Annotated in this window: 18 protein-coding genes; all 18 read right to left on the reverse strand. The window is 70.0% G+C overall.

Translation table 11 applies throughout. The features are described from left to right. Window positions 1-45: 45 nt before the first annotated feature. Window positions 46-1,023 carry a prolipoprotein diacylglyceryl transferase gene (lgt, locus tag E3T42_RS13005; RefSeq protein ID WP_370262436.1) on the reverse strand — a complete coding sequence of 326 codons (978 nt, stop codon included), beginning with the start codon at window positions 1,021-1,023 and terminating at the stop codon, window positions 46-48. Window positions 1,024-1,093: 70 nt separating this feature from the next. Further along, window positions 1,094-1,960: a tryptophan synthase subunit alpha gene (trpA, locus tag E3T42_RS13010; RefSeq protein ID WP_134366659.1), complete on the reverse strand. Its 867-nt coding sequence runs from the start codon at window positions 1,958-1,960 to the stop codon at window positions 1,094-1,096. Beyond that, window positions 1,957-3,189 (reverse strand): tryptophan synthase subunit beta, encoded by a 1,233-nt coding sequence (gene trpB, locus E3T42_RS13015; RefSeq protein WP_134366660.1) that lies wholly within the window; start codon window positions 3,187-3,189, stop codon window positions 1,957-1,959. The genes trpA and trpB overlap by 4 nt, the downstream gene beginning before the upstream one ends. Then, a complete protein-coding gene (gene trpC / locus E3T42_RS13020; RefSeq protein WP_134366661.1) occupies window positions 3,190-3,960 on the reverse strand; it encodes an indole-3-glycerol phosphate synthase TrpC in 771 nt (256 codons plus the stop codon). Window positions 3,961-3,964: 4 nt separating this feature from the next. Then, entirely contained in the window at window positions 3,965-4,195 is a 231-nt protein-coding gene (locus E3T42_RS13025; protein ID WP_134366662.1) for a DUF6704 family protein, read from the reverse strand. A 111-nt stretch (window positions 4,196-4,306) separates the two neighbouring features. Then, window positions 4,307-4,942 carry a Trp biosynthesis-associated membrane protein gene (locus E3T42_RS13030; protein WP_134366663.1) on the reverse strand — a complete coding sequence of 212 codons (636 nt, stop codon included), beginning with the start codon at window positions 4,940-4,942 and terminating at the stop codon, window positions 4,307-4,309. Further along, window positions 4,943-6,505 (reverse strand): anthranilate synthase component I, encoded by a 1,563-nt coding sequence (locus E3T42_RS13035; protein ID WP_370262440.1) that lies wholly within the window; start codon window positions 6,503-6,505, stop codon window positions 4,943-4,945. Beyond that, window positions 6,502-6,930, reverse strand: coding sequence for a phosphoribosyl-AMP cyclohydrolase (gene hisI / locus E3T42_RS16895; RefSeq protein WP_134366665.1), 429 nt, complete (start codon window positions 6,928-6,930; stop codon window positions 6,502-6,504). The genes E3T42_RS13035 and hisI overlap by 4 nt, the downstream gene beginning before the upstream one ends. A 36-nt stretch (window positions 6,931-6,966) precedes the next feature. Continuing rightward, window positions 6,967-7,728, reverse strand: coding sequence for an imidazole glycerol phosphate synthase subunit HisF (gene hisF / locus E3T42_RS16900; RefSeq protein ID WP_134366666.1), 762 nt, complete (start codon window positions 7,726-7,728; stop codon window positions 6,967-6,969). 37 nt (window positions 7,729-7,765) lie between these two features. Continuing rightward, complete coding sequence (hisG, locus tag E3T42_RS13050; protein ID WP_134366667.1) at window positions 7,766-8,605, reverse strand: ATP phosphoribosyltransferase; 840 nt, start codon at window positions 8,603-8,605, stop codon at window positions 7,766-7,768. A 54-nt stretch (window positions 8,606-8,659) separates the two neighbouring features. After that, the gene (locus E3T42_RS13055; protein ID WP_134366668.1) at window positions 8,660-8,923 is read right to left on the reverse strand and encodes a phosphoribosyl-ATP diphosphatase; all 264 of its coding nucleotides are present in this window, start codon (window positions 8,921-8,923) and stop codon (window positions 8,660-8,662) included. Between the two features lie 12 nt (window positions 8,924-8,935). Next, window positions 8,936-9,604: a ribulose-phosphate 3-epimerase gene (rpe, locus tag E3T42_RS13060; protein WP_134366669.1), complete on the reverse strand. Its 669-nt coding sequence runs from the start codon at window positions 9,602-9,604 to the stop codon at window positions 8,936-8,938. Between the two features lie 221 nt (window positions 9,605-9,825). Further along, window positions 9,826-11,271: an RsmB/NOP family class I SAM-dependent RNA methyltransferase gene (locus tag E3T42_RS13065; RefSeq protein WP_134403124.1), complete on the reverse strand. Its 1,446-nt coding sequence runs from the start codon at window positions 11,269-11,271 to the stop codon at window positions 9,826-9,828. Further along, the gene (gene fmt / locus E3T42_RS13070) at window positions 11,268-12,185 is read right to left on the reverse strand and encodes a methionyl-tRNA formyltransferase (RefSeq protein ID WP_134366671.1); all 918 of its coding nucleotides are present in this window, start codon (window positions 12,183-12,185) and stop codon (window positions 11,268-11,270) included. Before fmt ends, E3T42_RS13065 begins: the two co-directional genes overlap by 4 nt. Further along, on the reverse strand, window positions 12,186-14,234 hold the full coding sequence (locus E3T42_RS13075; RefSeq protein ID WP_134366672.1) for a primosomal protein N': 2,049 nt from the start codon (window positions 14,232-14,234) through the stop codon (window positions 12,186-12,188). 82 nt (window positions 14,235-14,316) lie between these two features. After that, complete coding sequence (metK, locus tag E3T42_RS13080; protein WP_134366673.1) at window positions 14,317-15,510, reverse strand: methionine adenosyltransferase; 1,194 nt, start codon at window positions 15,508-15,510, stop codon at window positions 14,317-14,319. Window positions 15,511-15,648: 138 nt separating this feature from the next. Next, the gene (gene coaBC, locus E3T42_RS13085) at window positions 15,649-16,860 is read right to left on the reverse strand and encodes a bifunctional phosphopantothenoylcysteine decarboxylase/phosphopantothenate--cysteine ligase CoaBC (protein WP_134366674.1); all 1,212 of its coding nucleotides are present in this window, start codon (window positions 16,858-16,860) and stop codon (window positions 15,649-15,651) included. Between the two features lie 26 nt (window positions 16,861-16,886). After that, on the reverse strand, window positions 16,887-17,144 hold the full coding sequence (rpoZ, locus tag E3T42_RS13090; protein ID WP_134366675.1) for a DNA-directed RNA polymerase subunit omega: 258 nt from the start codon (window positions 17,142-17,144) through the stop codon (window positions 16,887-16,889). Window positions 17,145-17,195 lie beyond the last annotated feature (51 nt).

Below are 17,195 nucleotides of genomic sequence, written 5' to 3' on the forward strand. Positions count from 1 at the left end.
CATACCGGGACACAAGCCGTGGTCCAGGCTGAAGGCTACCTGGGCCTAGAGGCGCGAGTTGCTGGTGCTTGTGGCTGCAACGTCGTCAGATTCGGCGGGGGTTGCGGCTTCATCACCGTGATCCTCTGAGTCCGAGTCAAACTCATCAGATTCTACCTCAGCGTCGGAGCCCTTCCACTCGCGGCCCGGAACATAGGGGCTGACCTCGACGCCGGTGTGGCGTCGGGTCTGCACCGCGATGAGGATGATTCCGAGCAGGATGGCGGCAAAGGCAGCCCAGATGTTGGTACGGATGCCGAGGAAGATCTCACTCGGATCGACCCGGATCGACTCGAAGAAGCTACGCCCGACGCCGTACCAGATCAGGTAGACGCCGAAGGCCTTGCCCCAGCGCAGGGTGAGCTTGCGTTCGAGCAGCAGGATCACGGCGACGCCGAGGAAGTTCCAGATCATCTCGTAGAGGAACATGGGGTGGAACAGGGTGTCGGCGGGCAGCCCGAGGGGGAAGGCCTGGTTGGTAGATTCGATCTGCAGTCCCCAGGGCAGGGTGGTCGGCAGTCCGAAGAGCTCGTGGTTGAACCAGTTGCCGAGGCGTCCCAGGGCCTGCGCGACGAGCATGCCGGGAGCGAGGGCGTCGGCGAAAGACCAGAAGCGCACCCCGGCCATGCGGCAGCCGATGAACGCGCCGACGGCCCCACCGAGGAGCGCTCCGAAGATGGCGTTGCCGCCGTTCCAGATGGCGAAGACCTCCAGCGGGTCGGCGCCCTCGTAGAAGTAGTCGCCGGGGTGGGTGAGCACGTGGTAGAACCGGGCGCCCACGATTCCGAGCGGTACCGCCCAGAGAATGATGTCCAGGACCACTCCCGGCTCGCCGCCGCGCTGGGTCAGGCGGCGGGAGGTCATCACGGTCGCCGCGATGATCCCGGCGAGGATGCATAGGGCGTAGGCGTGGATGGTGAACGGTCCGAGCGTGAAGGAACTCCACTCGGGGCTCGGGCTCGGAATGCTCAGAGGTATAAACACCTGGGGACTACCTTTCATCGTGGCGTCGGCCACCCGGGGGCGAACGATCGACCGCCGGGGTCAATTTACCCTAGCTGGCGGGCCGGATCTCCCGCGCGCCGGCCGCGAGCTCACGGGCGAGGGCGGCGACTGCCGGCACTCCCCCGTCGGAGAGCGCCTTGACGAGGGCGGATCCGACGATGGCGCCGTCCGCGTAGCCGAGGATCTCGCGAACCTGTTCCGGCGTGGAGATGCCGAGGCCGACGCACGCGCTGGTCGAGCCGGCGGCCCGCAGCCGGTCGATCAGGATGCGGGCGGCGGAGTCGACGTCGCCGCGGGCACCGGTGATCCCCATGGTGGACACGGCGTAGACGAAGCCGCGGCTCGCCTCGACGGCCTGCTTCAGGCGGGCGTCCGAGGAGGACGGAGCGGCCAGGAACACCCGGTCGAGACCGGTGCGTTCGCTCGCGGCGACCCAGTCCGCCGAGTCGTCGGGAATCAGGTCGGGCGTGATCAGGCCGGCGCCGCCCGCGGCGAGCAGGTCATCGGCGAAACGATCGACCCCGTACTGCACGATGGGGTTCCAGTAGGTCATCACCAACACGGGCACGTCGACCTGCGCGGTGATCGCGGCCACGGCTTCGATGCCATGGCGCAGTCGGAAACCGTTCGCCAGGGCCCTCTGGGTGGCGGCCTGGATGACCGGGCCGTCCATCACCGGGTCGGTATACGGCAGGCCGAGCTCGAGGATGTCGACGCCGTTGTCGGCCAGGGCCACGGCCGCGTCGATGCTCTCGGAGAGCGTGGGGAATCCGACCGGCAGATACCCGATCAGGGCGCCGCCGCCCTCGGAGCGGCGCCGCGCGATGGTGGCCTCGACCGTGCTGCCGCCCGCTGCCGGGTGGCGCGCTGCCGGGTTGCCTGTTGCCGGGTTGCCTGTCACTGCCGAGTTGCTCATAGCTGTTCCGCGCCCTTGTCGAGCAGGTCGAAGTACCGACCCGCGGTTTCCATGTCCTTGTCGCCGCGGCCGGACAGGTTGACCAGGATGGTGGCGTCGGGGCCGAGCTTTTTGCCGAGGTCGAGGGTTCCGGCGAGGGCGTGTGCCGACTCGATGGCCGGGATGATGCCCTCGGTTCGACTGAGAAGGCGCAGGGCGCTCATCGCCTCGGCGTCCGTGACCGGCAGGTAGGTGGCACGGCCGATGCTCGCCAGCCACGAATGCTCCGGGCCGACGCCCGGGTAGTCCAGGCCGGCGGAGATCGAGTGCGACTCCACGGTCTGGCCGTCTTCGTCCTGCAGAAGGAAGCTGCGCGCGCCGTGCAGGATGCCGGGACGTCCCTTCGTGATCGTCGCGGCGTGGCGGAGGGTTTCCGCGCCCTCCCCGCCGGCCTCGTAGCCGTACAGGGCGACGTCGGGGTCGTCCAGGAACGCGTGGAAGATGCCCATGGCGTTGGAGCCGCCGCCGACGCAGGCGGTGACAGCATCGGGCAGGCGGCCGGTGAGGTCGAGGACCTGCTGGCGGGCCTCCTCGCCGATGATCTTCTGGAAGTCGCGCACCATGGCCGGGAACGGGTGCGGGCCGGCCACGGTCCCGAAGATGTAGTTGGTGGTCTCGACGTTGGTCACCCAGTCGCGCATGGCCTCGTTGATGGCGTCCTTGAGGGTGCGGGAGCCGGTCGTGACCGACACGACCTCGGCACCGAGCAGGCGCATCCGTGCCACGTTCAGGGCCTGCCGCTCCGTGTCCACCTCGCCCATGTAGACCACGCAGTCGAGGCCGAACAGGGCGGCCGCGGTGGCGGTGGCCACCCCGTGCTGGCCGGCGCCGGTCTCGGCGATCACGCGGGTCTTGCCGATCCGCTTGGTCAGCAGGGCCTGCCCGAGCACGTTGTTGATCTTGTGCGAGCCGGTGTGGTTGAGGTCTTCCCGCTTGAGGATGATGCGGGCGCCGCCGGCGTGCGCGGCGAACCGCGGCACCTCGGTGATGATGGAGGGCCGACCGGTGTAGCTGCGGTGCAGTTCGGTCAGCTCGGCCGCGAATGCGGGGTCCTGACGGGCCAGCGCGTACTCGCTGGTGAGTTCGTCGAGGGCCGCGACGAGGGATTCCGGCACGAACCTCCCGCCGAATTCACCGAAGTAGGGGCCCGCCTGCGCCCGGAGGGATTCTGAGTCGAGTGGGGAGGACATTCAAACCGCCAGGAATTCGGTGAGGGTGCGGATGGGATCGTTGGTGACGAGGGCTTCGCCGACGAGCACGACGTCGGCGCCGGCCGCGCGATAGTGTGCCACGTCCGCGGCCGTCTTGACAGCGGATTCGGCGACCCGGACAACGCCGGAGGGGATCCGGCCGGCCAGCCGGCCGAACAGGTCCTGGTCCAGCTCGAAGGTCGTCAGGTCGCGGGCGTTCACGCCGACCAGGCTCGCGCCGATATCGAGGGCTCGGTCGACCTCGTCGGCGCTGTGGGTTTCGACCAGGGCGGTCATGCCCAGTTCGCGCACGAGGTCGTGCAGGGAGACCAGTGTGGCCTGGTCCAGGGCCGCCACGATCAGCAGCACCATGTCGGCGCCCGCGGCCCGGGCTTCGAAGACCTGGTACGGAAGCCCGATGAAGTCCTTGCGGAGCACCGGAATCTGCACGGCCGAACGCACCTGCTCCAGGTCGGAGAGCGACCCGAGGAACTTGCGGCCCTCGGTGAGGACGCTGATCGCGCTGGCGCCGCCGAACTCGTAGGAGACGGCGAGTGCCGCGGGATCGGAGATCTCGGCCAGGGTTCCCCGGGAGGGGCTGGCCCGCTTGACCTCGGCGATGATCTTGACGCGTGGCGCCGGGGCGAGCACCGACAGGGCATCGATGGCCGGCGCCCGGATGAGGGCCGCCGCCTGGACGACGTCGAAGGAACGGGTGACGCGACGCGCTTCCGCGTCGGCGACCGCCCCGGCTAGAAGATCAGACAGCACTCGACTAGTGACCCTGGTGCGAGGACTCGTGCTCGGCCACGCCGTAGCCGACCTTGGCGAGCACCCAGCCGGTGAGCAGACCGACGACCAGAAGACCGGCGGATGCCCAGACGAGCCATTCCACCGCGAGGAAGAACGCGACGGTCCCGATCGCGATGGCCAGCAGCATGATGGTCACGGCGGTCCAGGCGGCGATCGAATGGCCTTCGCCAGGGTCTACCGATTCGAAGCTCATGGTTCTCCTTTTGTGCGTTGACGGGCAAAACAAGTCTAGCGGCCTCAGGGTTCCCCGGCCTTCTCGTGCAGCTTCGCGCTGCGGCGATTCAGGTCTCGATTGGCACCGGAGTCAGCGCTGTGCCGTGGGGTCTTCTCCGCGGCTCAAGCCGTCCCAGTCGTCGACGGCGTCGTGCCCGGTGTCGACGCCGGCGGCCGCGGCGTCCGTCCCGCCGGTGGAATCGGCCGGGGCGAAGCGCACGGCCTGGTAGCGGGTCGTCGGTCCGGGCCAGCGGCGGGCGGTGACCAGGACGCTGACGCCCACGGCGGCCATCACGACGCCGGCGAGCAGCGCCAGGTACGGCCACGGCGTCGCTACTGCGGAGACCACCCCGTCCAGGACGGACTCCCTGCCCGAGACCCCGGTGGCCTTGGTGATGGCACCCGCGCTGGCCGCGGCCGGACCGGTGACTGCGGTGAGCGCCGCCAGAAAAACGGAGAGCCCGAGCAGCACCTCCAGGAGGCCCAGAACGAACCGGATCACCGGGCCGGCGATCGTGAGGGCGCCGGCGAGGGCGAGCCCGGCCATGGCCAGGGCGGTGAGTGCCGGCGACGCGGTCGCGCCCGTCACCTCGAGGCTCTGCCGGGCGGTGCCGGACTGTGCCACGACGGCGTTCACCCAGGTCTGCGTCCAGGCGAGCAGGGCCAGTCCGCTGGCCAGCAGCACGACCAGGACGTGGGCGAGCTTGAGCCGCCGGGAAGAGGGCATCTAGCGCACCCTCTTCATCGCGTTGGCCACGGCGACGGCCCGGAGCGGGGCGGCGGCCTTGTTCTGCGATTCCTGGTACTCCGAGGCGGGGTCGGAATCGGCGACCAGGCCACCGCCGGCCTGCACCCGGGCGACGCCGTTCATGATCGTGGCGGTGCGGATGGCGATGGCCAGGTCCGCGTCGCCGGCGAAGCCGAAGTAGCCGACCACTCCCCCGTACACGCCGCGCTGGGCCGGTTCGAGGTCGTCGATGATCTCCAGCGCCCTCGGTTTCGGCGCCCCCGAGAGGGTGCCGGCCGGGAAGGTGGCCCGGAACACGTCGATGGCCGACCGGTTCGGCAGCAGGTTGCCTTCCACCGAGGACACCAGGTGCATGATGTGGCTGAACCGTTCGATCCGCATGAACTCGGTGACCTCCACCGAGCCGGCGGCGCACACCTTGAGCAGGTCGTTGCGGGCGAGGTCGACGAGCATCAGGTGCTCGGCGCGTTCCTTCGGGTCGCCGGCCAGCTCTGTCTCGAATGCGGCATCGGCTTCCGGGGTCGCCCCGCGGGGCTTCGAGCCGGCGATGGGGTGAGTGAAGACCCGGTCGTTCTGCACCTTGACGAGTGCCTCCGGGGAGGAACCGACGATCCAGTAGCCGTCCCCGGCCGGTGACTCGAGGCTGAGCAGGTACATGTACGGGGACGGGTTGAGGCTGCGCAGCACCCGGTACACGTCGATCGGGTCGGCCGTGCATTCCTGGTCGAACCTCTGGGAGATGACGACCTGGAACACGTCGCCGGCGACGATGTGGTCCTTGGCGACGTCGACCGAGGCGAGGAAATCCTCCCGCTTCGTGCGGTTGGCGGGGCTGGCGGGCGTGGACAGGTCGACCTCGGCCAGCCAGGCCTCCGAGGGCTCGGCCAGCCGTGTCTGCAGCGCATCCAGACGGTGCTGCGCCGACGCCCACAGGACGTCCGGGGTGTCGAACCCGTCGTTGAGCACGTTGGCGATCAACTGCACGGTGCCGTACTTGTGGTCGATCACGACGAGGTCGGCCACGAAGCTGAAGGCCTGGCCCGGCACCTCGTAGTCGGCGGGCGGGCGATTCGGCAGGTGCTCGATCTGCCGGATCGCCTCCCAGCCGATGAAACCGACCAGACCGCCGGTGAGGGGCGGGTGCCCCGGCATTTTCGGCGTCTCCCACCGGGCGTGGAGCGCGGCCAGCGCCGCCAAGGGTCCGAGGTCGACGACGTCGCCGAGCGCGCGGGCGGCCGACATGCCGTAGTCGAGCCAACGGGCCTCGTCGCCCTGCTGGGTGAGTACACCGAAGGAGGACACTCCCACGAAGGAGAACCGCGACCAGATGCCGCCCTGCTCCGCGGACTCGAGCAGGAAGCTGCCCGGCCGGCCGGCCGCCAGCTTGCGGTAGATGCCGACCGGGGTCTCCCCGTCGGCGAACAGTTCGCGTACCACGGGGATCACGCGGTGCTCGGTCAGGAGGGCGGAGAACCGCTCCGGCGTGGTGGATGCGGCCGCCGTGGAACCGGCGGGGCTGGTGTCATCCGTTGCCATGGTCATTCCTTCGGCTGGTCGGCGTTTTCGATGGACCCGGCGGGCCGGCTCGGGCGAGCGCCGGCCACGACCTCGATGCCCCGGCCCACGAAGCAGGTGCGGGTGCCGGTGTGGCAGGCCGCTCCGACCTGGTCTACCTGCACGAGGAGGGTGTCGGCGTCGCAGTCAAGCGCGGCGGACTTCACGTACTGGCCGTGCCCGGACGTGTCGCCCTTACGCCAGTATTCCTGGCGGCTGCGGGACCAGAAGGTCACGCGCCCTTCGGTCAGGGTGCGGCGCATGGCCTCCCGGTTCATCCAGCCCAGCATCAGCACCTCGCCGGTGTCCCACTGCTGCACCACCGCCGGCAGCAGTCCGTCGGAGTTGAAGACGGCGCGTTGGAGGGCCTCGTCCGGGGCGGAGAGCTGGGGGGTCGACGACTGGTCGGTCATTGCGGGGCCGTTTCGGATCGGGTGGGGCGCGGCATGTCAGCGCACCGGCATTCCGGCGCGCCGCAGTTCCTGCTTGACGTCGCCGATGGTCAACTGGCCGCTGTGGAACACGGACGCCGCGAGCACGGCGTCCGCTCCCGCCGCGATGGCCGGGGGGAAGTCCTCGACCTTCCCCGCCCCGCCCGACGCGATCACCGGCACGGCGCTCAGCTCCCGCATCAGCGTGATCAGTTCGAGGTCGAACCCGGCCTTGGTGCCGTCGGCGTCGATGGAGTTCACGAGCAGTTCGCCCACCCCCAGCTCGATGGCCGTGCGCGCCCAGGCGAGCGCGTCCAGGTCGGTTTCGGTGCGACCGCCGTGAGTGGTGACGAGGAAACCGGATTCCGTTCGCCCGCTGCGTTTGACGTCGAGCGAGAGTACGAGCACCTGGGAGCCGAACCGGTCGGCGATCTCGCCGATCAGGGCCGGGCGCCTGATGGCGGCGCTGTTCACGCCGACCTTGTCGGCCCCGCTGGCCTGCAGACGCGACACGTCCTCGACACTGCGGATGCCGCCGCCGACCGTGAGCGGGATGAAGACCTGTTCCGCGGTGGCCCGAACCACGTCGTAGGTGGTGGCGCGGTTGTCGACGGTCGCGGTCACGTCGAGGAAGGTGAGTTCGTCGGCGCCCTGCTCGTAGTAGCGGCGGGCGAGTTCGACCGGGTCGCCGGCGTCACGGAGGTTCTGGAAGTTCACGCCCTTGACCACGCGGCCGTCGGCCACGTCGAGGCAGGGAATCACCCGCACCGAGAGAGTCACGTTTTTGTTCTCCGTTACCGTTTGCCGACCGACCGCGTCAGAGGCGGGCGTTGTGGATGGCGCTGATCAGGATGGCGCGCGCGCCGAGCTCGTAGAGGGCGTCCATGACGTGGTTCGTGTTCAGGCGCGGGATCATCACCCGAACGGCCACCCAGTCCGGGTCGTGCAGGGACGACACCGTGGGCGACTCGATGCCGGGCGCCAGCAGGCAGGCGTCGTCGAGGAGCGTCAGGGGGATGTCGTAGTCCATCAGCACGTACTGGCGGGCGACGAGCACGCCCTGCAGCCGGCGCAGCAGGGTCGCGATGCCGGGCTTGTCGTTTTCGGAGCTGATCAGCACGGCGGTGGACTGCAGGATGACCGGGCCGAAGATCTCCAGGCCGGCCTTGCGCAGGGTGGTGCCGGTGGAGACCACGTCGGCGACGGCATCCGCCACGCCCAGCTGCACGGCGGACTCGACGGCGCCGTCGAGGGGAACCAGGTGCACCTCGACGTCGTGCCCGGCGAGGAAGGTCTCGACCAGTCCGGGGTAGCTCGTCGCGACGCGCAGTCCGGACAGGTCGGCCAGGGTGGAGAAGCGGCCGGCCGGTCCGGCGAAGCGGAACGTGGAGTCGCCGAAGTCGAGGCTGGCGATCTCCTGGGCGGTGGAGCGCGAGTCGAGCAGCAGGTCGCGGCCGGTGATACCCACGTCGAGGGCGCCGGAGCCGACGTAGGTCGCGATGTCCCGCGGGCGCAGGTAGAAGAACTCGACGTCGTTCAGCGGGTCGGAGACCACGAGGTCGCGCGGGTCACGGCGACCGGTGTAGCCGGCCTCGTGCAGCATCTGGGCGGCGGTTTCGGACAGCGAGCCCTTGTTGGGCACGGCAATTCTCAGCATGGGATCACTCTCTGCGTTTGGAAGAATCTTTGCGGGCTCGGAAACGATCGGCTGCTACAGATGCCGGTAGACGTCGGCGGGGGTGAGCCCCTTCGCCAGCATCATCACCTGCACGTGGTACAGCAGCTGGCTCATTTCGGCCGCCGCCTCGTCGTCGCTCTGGAACTCGGCAGCCATCCAGACTTCGGCGGCTTCCTCCACGATCTTCTTGCCGATGGCATGCACGCCGGCATCGAGCTCGCGCACGGTCCCCGAGCCCTCCGGCCGAGTCCGGGCTTTGTCGCTCAGTTCAGCAAACAGGTCGTCGAAAGTCTTCACCTGTCTAGGGTACTAGTGCGCGTGCGGGTGTTCGTTCGCGGCGGCGCGCAGCAGGGCGATCTGCTTCGCCGGGTCGGGCGAGTTGAACACGCTGGAGCCCGCCACGAAGGTGTTGGCCCCGGCCTCGGCGGCGATCACGATCGTCTCCTCGGTGATTCCGCCGTCGACCTGCAGCCAGATGTCCAGGCCGGTCTTATTCACGGCCTCGGACAGGGTGCGGAGTTTGCGCATGGTGGAGGGCATGAAGCTCTGGCCGCCGAAGCCGGGTTCGACGGTCATGATCAGCACCTGGTCGAACTCGGGCAGCAGCTCGAGGTAGGGCTCGATGGCCGTGCCGGGCTTGAGGGCGATGCCGGCCCGGGCGCCGATCTGGCGGAGCCTCCGGGCCAGGGCGACCGGGTTGGTGGTGGCCTCGGCGTGGAAGGTGACCGAGAACGCCCCGGCCTCCGCGTAACCCGGTGCCCAGAGTTCCGGGTTTTCGATCATCAGGTGCAGGTCGAACGGAAGCGGGGACACCTGCGCCAGCCGGTCGACCACGGGCGGCCCGAACGTCAGGTTGGGCACGAAGTGGTTGTCCATGATGTCGACGTGCACCAGGTCAGCCGAGCGGATGCGGCCGAGGTCACGTTCGAGATTGGCGAAATCGGCGGCGAGAATGCTGGGGTTAATCCTGGTGACCATGTTTTCACCCTACTGCGGTGAGCCACTCTGGAGTGGCGGAGGGTCCCGGCCCTCGCAGCGGCGCAAATCCAGGCGGGCCCGACCCGCCCGACCCGCCCGAACGAATTCGACGGAGATTTTGCCGGAATCGGCCCCAAACACACCTGAAAACACGGTTTTAGACCAGAATCTCCGTCGAATTGGTTCGACACCGGTGCACCGGATCGAGCCGGAGGCACCGGCTATGCGGTGCGCTCGAGCAGCGTGATGAACATGGCGTCGGTGCCGTGGCGGTGCGGCCAGAGTTGCACGCTGTGGCCGTCGTCGGGGAGGTCAAGCTCGGAGCTGCTCAGCCCCTGCAGCACGGCGGCAGTGTCGAGGGTGTGTACCCGGTCGCCCCACTTCTTGAGGGCGGACGCGACGATCCCGCGGGTTTCCGCGATGTGCGGCGAGCAGGTGACGTAGGCGAGGATGCCGCCGGGCTTGAGGGCGCCGAGGGCCGCGTCGATCAGGCCGGACTGCAGGTCGGAGAGCTCGGCGACGTCCTTGGGCTGCTTGCGCCAGCGCGCTTCCGGGCGGCGGCGCAGCGCGCCGAGCCCGGTGCACGGAGCGTCGAGGAGGATCCGGTCGAATTCCTCGGGGTGCGCGTCGGCGAAGGTGGTGCCGTCCTGCTCCCAGACCGCCACATCGGTCGGGACGGCGGCCAGAGCCTTGCGCACGAGTGTGGCCCGGGCCGGGACGAGTTCGTTGGCGACGAGGTGGGCTCCCCCGCCCAGCGCTTCGGCGGCCAGCAGCGCGGCCTTGCCGCCGGGGCCCGCGCAGAGGTCGAGCCAACGCTCTCCCGGTGCGATCGGCCGGGCCCGGCTGAGGCTGAGGGCGGCCAATTGGGAACCCTCGTCCTGCACCCGGACGCGGCCGTCGCTGTCCTGCATTATGTGCAGGGGGTCGCCGCCGGCGAGCACGAAGCCGGCCGGCGAGAACGCGTTGGCGACGCCGAGACCCTCGGTGTCCTCCGTGTTGCTCAGGCCGGGCAGGGCCACCATGTTCACCCGGGGTGCGGCGTTGTCGGCGATCAGGAGGTCTTCCAGCTCGACCTCGCGCCCTTCGAGGCGCAGGGACTGGCGGAACGCCCGCACCACCCAGACCGGGTGCGAGTGCTCCGCGGCGAGCCGGTCGTCCTCGCCGGTGGCCCCGGCGAGGACGCGGTCGCGCCACTCCTCGGGGGTGGAACGGGAGATGGTGCGCAGCACCCCGTTCGTGAACCCGGTGGCCGCGCGGGACCCGACCTGGCGGGCCAGTTCGACGGACTCATTGACGGCCGCGTGGGTCGCCACCCGGGTGGCGAGCAGCTGGTGCGTGCCCAGGCGCAGCACGTCGAGGATGGCCGGGTCGATCGCGGTGACCGGGCGACCGGCCGCCTCGGCGATCACCCGGTCGTAGAACCCCTGCATCCGCAGGGTTCCGTAGGTCAGCTCGGTGGCCAGCGCGGCATCCGCGGTGTTCAGGGCCGCCCGTTTGATGCGGGTGGGCAGCAGCAGGTTGGCGTAGGCGTCGGATTCCCGCACTGCGGCGATCACCTCGTAGGCGACCCGGCGGGCCGGCTGCACGAAGTCGGTGGGGGCCCGCTCCCGCCGACGCTCCTGGCGGCGCGGTTCCTGCCTCCGGTCACGGTTAAGCTCGTCGCTCATGAGGCGACCACCTCCGTCGCCGCTACTCCACGCCACCAGTCGACTGCCTTCATTGGTTTCTTTCCGGCCGGTTGCACGGTGACGAGCTCGAGGGGCTCCGTTCCCGTTCCAATCAGCACTTTCTTGTCGATCTCTCGGATCAGGCCTGCGGGGTGCGGCTCGGCCCCCGTGGCCGGGGCCACGTCGAGAAGTTTGAGGCGGGCGCCGGCGAGCTCCGTGAAGGCGCCGGGCTCCGGGGTGACGCCGCGCACGCGGCTGTACACGGCCTGCGCCGATGCGGACCAGTCGATGCGGGCATCCGCGAGGGTGAGTTTGGGGGCGAGGGTGACCTCGCCGACCTGGGCCACCGGTGAGACGACGCCGGCCTCGAGGTCATCGATCACCTGCAGCAGCAGCCGGGCGCCGCTCTCACTGAGGCCCGCGAGCAGGCTGCCGGAGGTGGCATCCGCGCCGATCGTCTCGGACGACTGGGCGAACACCGGGCCGGCGTCGAGCTCGGGCACCAGCTGGAACACGGCGGCACCGGTGAGTTCGTCCCCGGCGATGACGGCGCACTGCACGGGCGCCGCGCCGCGCCAGCGCGGTAGGAGGGAGAAGTGCAGGTTGATCCAGCCCAGTCTGGGCACCGACAGGAGCGGCTCGCGGACGAGTCCGCCGTAGGCCACGATCACCCCGAGATCGGGTTGCAGGGCGGCGATCTCCTCGGTCGCGGACGCGTCGAGGCGGTTTGCCTTCAGCAGGCGCAGCCCGCGCTCCTCGGCGGCCTGCGCCACTGGCGAGGGGGTGAGCAGGCGTTTACGGCCGAGCGGGGCATCCGCCCGGCTGATGACGGCCGCGATCTCGTGGCGGGAATCGTTCAGCAGCACCAGGCTGGGCACGGCCGCCTGGGGCGTGCCGGCGAAGACGAGTTTCATTTAGAGCAGCTCCGGGTCATCGAATCGTACTTTGAGTGTAGGCGCGGGGCGGAACGCTGCCCCCTTGGGGCGCCGACGCCGGGCCGCATTGCGCACGATGGCGGCTTTGAGGAGCCGGGCCACGTCGTCGCCGGTGCTGCCGTACGCGAAGCGCACGATGGCGCGCACGAGCGGCGCCCCCGTGCTACCCGGCCCCGCACTGCCAGGCTCCGTGCTGACCGGGCCGAGCACGTCCACGCCGTCCATCCCGGCCAGGTCGACCACGGCCACGGCGACGTCCGCGGCGGTGCCGGTGACGGATGCGACGCGCACCGCGGGCGGGAATCGCAGCTGGCGCCGGTCGTACAATTCCGCCGCGGCGAGAGCCTCGGGCTGCCAGTTGTTCAGCGACCGCGCCAGGACCCCGCCGACCCCGACCAGGATCACCGGGGCGCCCGGTCCCGCGAGGGCGGCGGCATTGGACCACCAGCGGAGGCAGTCCTCCCCGACCCGCAGGGACTCGCGGGCGAGCATCCGTTCGCCGTCCAGCAGCAGGATGGCTCGGTAGCCGCCGGTCGGGATGGGCTCCGCCCCGCGGGTGGCGATCACCAGGGCCGGTTCGGCCCCCAGCTGCTGCAGCTGATGGTCGCCGTCGGCCACGATCACCCGTGCGCCGGGGAACGCCCGGCCGAGTTCCTCGGCGGTGCGCCCGGTGCCCAGGGTGACCACCCGCAGGCTCCGGCCGTCGCAGTGCACGCAGGCCCAGTCCGCCGCGAGGGCGCCACACCAGCGGCACGACGGGGTGGCCGAAGCCGAGGCCAGGCCCAGCGGGCCTTGGCACGTGGTGCAGCGGGCGGACTTCTTGCAGCTCTGGCAGGCGAGCATGGGTGCGTAGCCCGGGCTGGCCACCTGCACCAGGACGGGGCCGTGTTTGACGGCCTCCTTGGCGGCCAGCCACGCGGCCGTGGGGATGCGCGCGGCCCGCGCCTGCGGGTCGGGCTCCGACTGGAAGTCGGTGGGGATCACCCGGGGATGCCGGTTCCGGGCCGGGTGCACCTCGGTCAGCCAGCCGATTTCGACCAGGCGCTGCACCTCCACTGTGCGGGAGTGGCCGAGGAACACCAGCGCGCAGTCGGCCTGCCCCTGGCGCACGAGGGAGGCGTCGCGGGCGTGCACATAGGGGCTGAGCGGTTCGCTGTGCAGCGGGTCCCCGTCGTCCCAGAGCGCGATCAGGCCGAGGTCATGGGCGGGCGCGTAGACCGCGGACCGGTTGCCGAGCACGATCCGCGGCGCCGGCTCGAGGCAGGCCAGGAACGCCCGATACCGGTCCGGGTTCGGCTGACGGGCGTCGACCCGGCTGACGGAGCCGGTCGGGGCAAGCTGGTCGAGGGCCGCCTGCACCTGGTCCTGGTCGCGGTAGTCCGGAACGACGAGCACCGCGCTGCGGCCGGCGGCCAGGGTCGCCACGGCCAGCTCAGCCATGGTCCGCGCCCAGAGCCCGATGGTGCGTCCGTCCGGAAGCGGCACGAGGTCGGGCACTGCGGCGACGCAGAGCCGCTGCCGGGCCAGCACGGGCGGGCCGAGTGAGTCCTGGGGGTAGTCGGTGAAGAACGCAACGGTATCCGTTGCGCTCGAAGCGTCGCCCGGCACGGCGTCGGCCCCGGCCGCCGCTCGCGCGGCCAGCCACGCCTTCTCCACCCGCACCTGCCGCGGCGGCACGGCGAGACGGATGATGTCGCTCGCGTTCCCGGCGGCCCGGTCGGCCAGTCGCCGGGCCAGCTGCCAGACCGCCGGGGTCAGCACCTGGGCCGCGGAGACCACGCCGTCGATGGGGCTGAGCGCGCCCTGGAACTCGGCACCGGCCTCGGCCTGCGCCTGTTCCGGCGCGCCCAGGACCTCGATCAGGTAGCCCTCGGCGACCCGGCTGGCCGAGCGCAGCGGCACCTTGACCCGCACGCCGGGAAGGGCGAGGTCCGCGAGCTCCGGAGGAATGCTGTAGTCGAACAGGTGGTCGAGCTGGGGAAGGGGCGAATCGATCAGCACGCGTGCCACGAGGCCGGCGCGGGTCACCGTCAGCGTCCCTGTCGTCGGCGCCGCTCCGGCCTGGTCACAACACGGCTGGTCACAACACGGCTGGTCACAACATGGCAGGTCACAGCCGGGCTGCGCTTCGCAGGTCGTCGACCCGGTCGAGTCGCTCCCAGGTGAAGTCGGGCAGTTCCCGGCCGAAGTGGCCGTAGGCGGCCGTCTGCAGGTAGATCGGGCGGAGCAGGTCGAGGGACGCGATGATCGCGGCCGGGCGGAGGTCGAAGACCTCGCGGATCGCGGCGGTGATGTCACGGTCCGGGAGGGTGCCGGTGCCGAAGGTCTCCACGTACAGCCCGACCGGGGAGGCCTTGCCGATCGCGTACGCGACCTGGATTTCGAGTCGCTCGGCGAGTCCGGCGGCCACCGCGTTCTTGGCGACCCAGCGCATCGCGTAGGCGGCGGACCGGTCGACCTTCGAGGGGTCCTTGCCGCTGAACGCTCCCCCCCCGTGCCGGCTCGAGCCACCGTAGGTGTCGATGATGATCTTGCGGCCGGTGAGGCCGGCATCACCCTGGGGGCCGCCGATCTCGAAGCGGCCGGTTGGGTTGATCAGCATGTTCAGGTCGCTGGAATCAAGCTCGACCCGGGCGAGCACGGGCCGGATGACCAGTTCTTCGACCTCGGCGCGCAGCCGTTCGTTGGAGACCGACGGCGAGTGCTGGGTGGAGAGCACGACGGTCTGCACGGTCCGCGGCGTGATGCCGTCGTAACCGATGGTGACCTGGGTCTTGCCGTCGGGACGCAGGTAGTCCAGTTCGCCGGATTTGCGCACCTCGGCCAGGCGTTCCGCGAGGCGGTGCGCGATCCAGATCGGGATCGGCATCAGCTCGGGCGTCTCGCGGGTGGCGTAGCCGAACATGATGCCCTGGTCGCCGGCTCCCTGACGGTCGAAGTCGTCGACGCTCGACTCTTCCCGGCGCTCGAAGGCGTTGTCGACGCCCTGCGCGATGTCGGGAGACTGCCCGCCGATGGAGATCTCCACACCGCAGGACCGGCCGTCGAACCACACGTCCGACGAGTCGTAGCCGATGTCGGTGATGCACTTGCGCACGATCGACGGGATCTCGACGTAGGCCTCGGTGGTGACCTCGCCCGCCACGTGCACGAGGCCGGTCGTGACGAGGGTCTCGACCGCGACGCGGCTGTTCGGGTCTTCGGCGAGGAGGGCGTCGAGGATGCTGTCGGAGATCTGGTCGCAGATCTTGTCGGGGTGACCCTCGGTGACTGATTCCGAGGTGAAGAGGCGAAGATCGCTCATCTGGCCCGTCTCTGTTGATGAACACGCCGGTGAACAACGTGTTGAAGTGAACATGGTGAAAAAACCCGACCCGACCGGCCCCGGAGGACTCCGGCGCCGCGAACAGCCCGGCAACCCGTGAACGGATGCCCGGCAGGCTCAGGCGATCAGGTCAAGGATGCGCTGGGCCACCGACATCTTGGTTCCGGAGGCCTCACACACTATATCTCCAGCGCTGTCGAGCACCCTGACTTCGTTACGGTCCGAGGCAAATCCCTCCGACCATCCCACCCGGTTGACCACCAGGAAATCGCAGCCCTTGCGGGCGAGCTTGGCCCGGCCCAGGGCGAGAAGCAGGTCAGGGTCGGTCTCGGTTTCGGCGGCGAAGCCGATCAGGACCTGCCCGGGCTTCTTCCCGGCCGCGAGCCCGGCCAGGATGTCGGGGTTGCGGGTGAGTTCCAGCACAAGCGAGTCCCCGGTGTCGTCCTTTTTGATCTTGTCTGCCCGTACGGTCGCCGGCCGGTAGTCCGCCACCGCGGCGGCCATGATCACGGCGTCGGCGTCGGCGGCTGTCTCGGTGACGGCCCGTTCCAGGTCGAGCGCCGAGCTCACCAGCAGGAGTTGAACCGTGGTGGGGGCCGGGACCTCCAGGTTGGCGGCGATCAGGATCACGGTGGCTCCCCGTGCCGCGGCGGCCTCCGCCAGGGCTACGCCCTGCTTGCCGCTGGAGCGGTTCCCGAGGAAGCGCACCGGGTCGAGCGGTTCCCGGGTGCCGCCGGCGGTGATCACGATGCGCTTCCCCGCGAGGTCCGACTGCGGGCGGCCGTTCTCAGTCGCGGCCAGGGCGGCGAGTGCCGCGGCGACGATCGTGTCCGGTTCGGCCATCCGGCCGGCCCCGGTGTCTGACCCGGTCAGCGGGCCGGTGCCGGGCCCGACGATGGTGACGCCGCGCGCGCGCAGGGTCGCGACGTTGGCGACGGTGGCCGGGTTGTTCCACATTTCCGTGTGCATGGCCGGCGCGATCACGAGCGGGGCGGTGCTGGCCAGGATGGTGTTTCCGAGCAGGTCGTCGGCGAGACCGGCGGCCAGCTTCGCGATGCTGTTCGCCGTGGCCGGTGCCACGACGATCAGGTCGGCGGACTGCCCGATCGCCACGTGCCGCACCTCGGCCACGCCCTCATACAGGTCCGTGTGCACGGGGTTCCGGGAGATGGCCTCCAGGGTGGGCTTGCCCACGAACCGCAGGGCCGCCGGCGTGGCCACGACGTGCACGGTGTCTCCCCGCAACACAAAAGCGCGCACGACGTTGACGGCCTTGTAAGCGGCGATGCCGCCGGTTATCCCGACGACGACCGTACGACCTGACGACATCCTGCGCGCTCTGGCTGCGAGCTGTGTTACTCGACGATGGGGCGGGAGACGAGCTTGTCCTCGTTGATCTCGCGCAGGGCGACCGAGAGCGGCTTGTCCTCCACGGTCGAGTCGACGAGGGGACCGACGTTGTCGAAGAGGCTGCCTTCGTGCAGGTCCGCGTAGTAGTCGTTGATCTGGCGTGCGCGCTTGGAGGCGAAGACGACGAGGGCGTACTTGGAGTCGACCTTGGTCAGCAGGTCGTCGATGGGCGGGTCAATGATGCCAGTGAGCTTGGTGGCCATTGGTGTCACTCCTTCAGAGCGGTTCGTGCTGCGAAACGTGGCAGCAGCGGG

The organism is Cryobacterium sp. TMT4-10 (assembly GCF_004403275.1).
Taxonomy (GTDB): Bacteria; Actinomycetota; Actinomycetes; order Actinomycetales; family Microbacteriaceae; genus Cryobacterium; species Cryobacterium shii.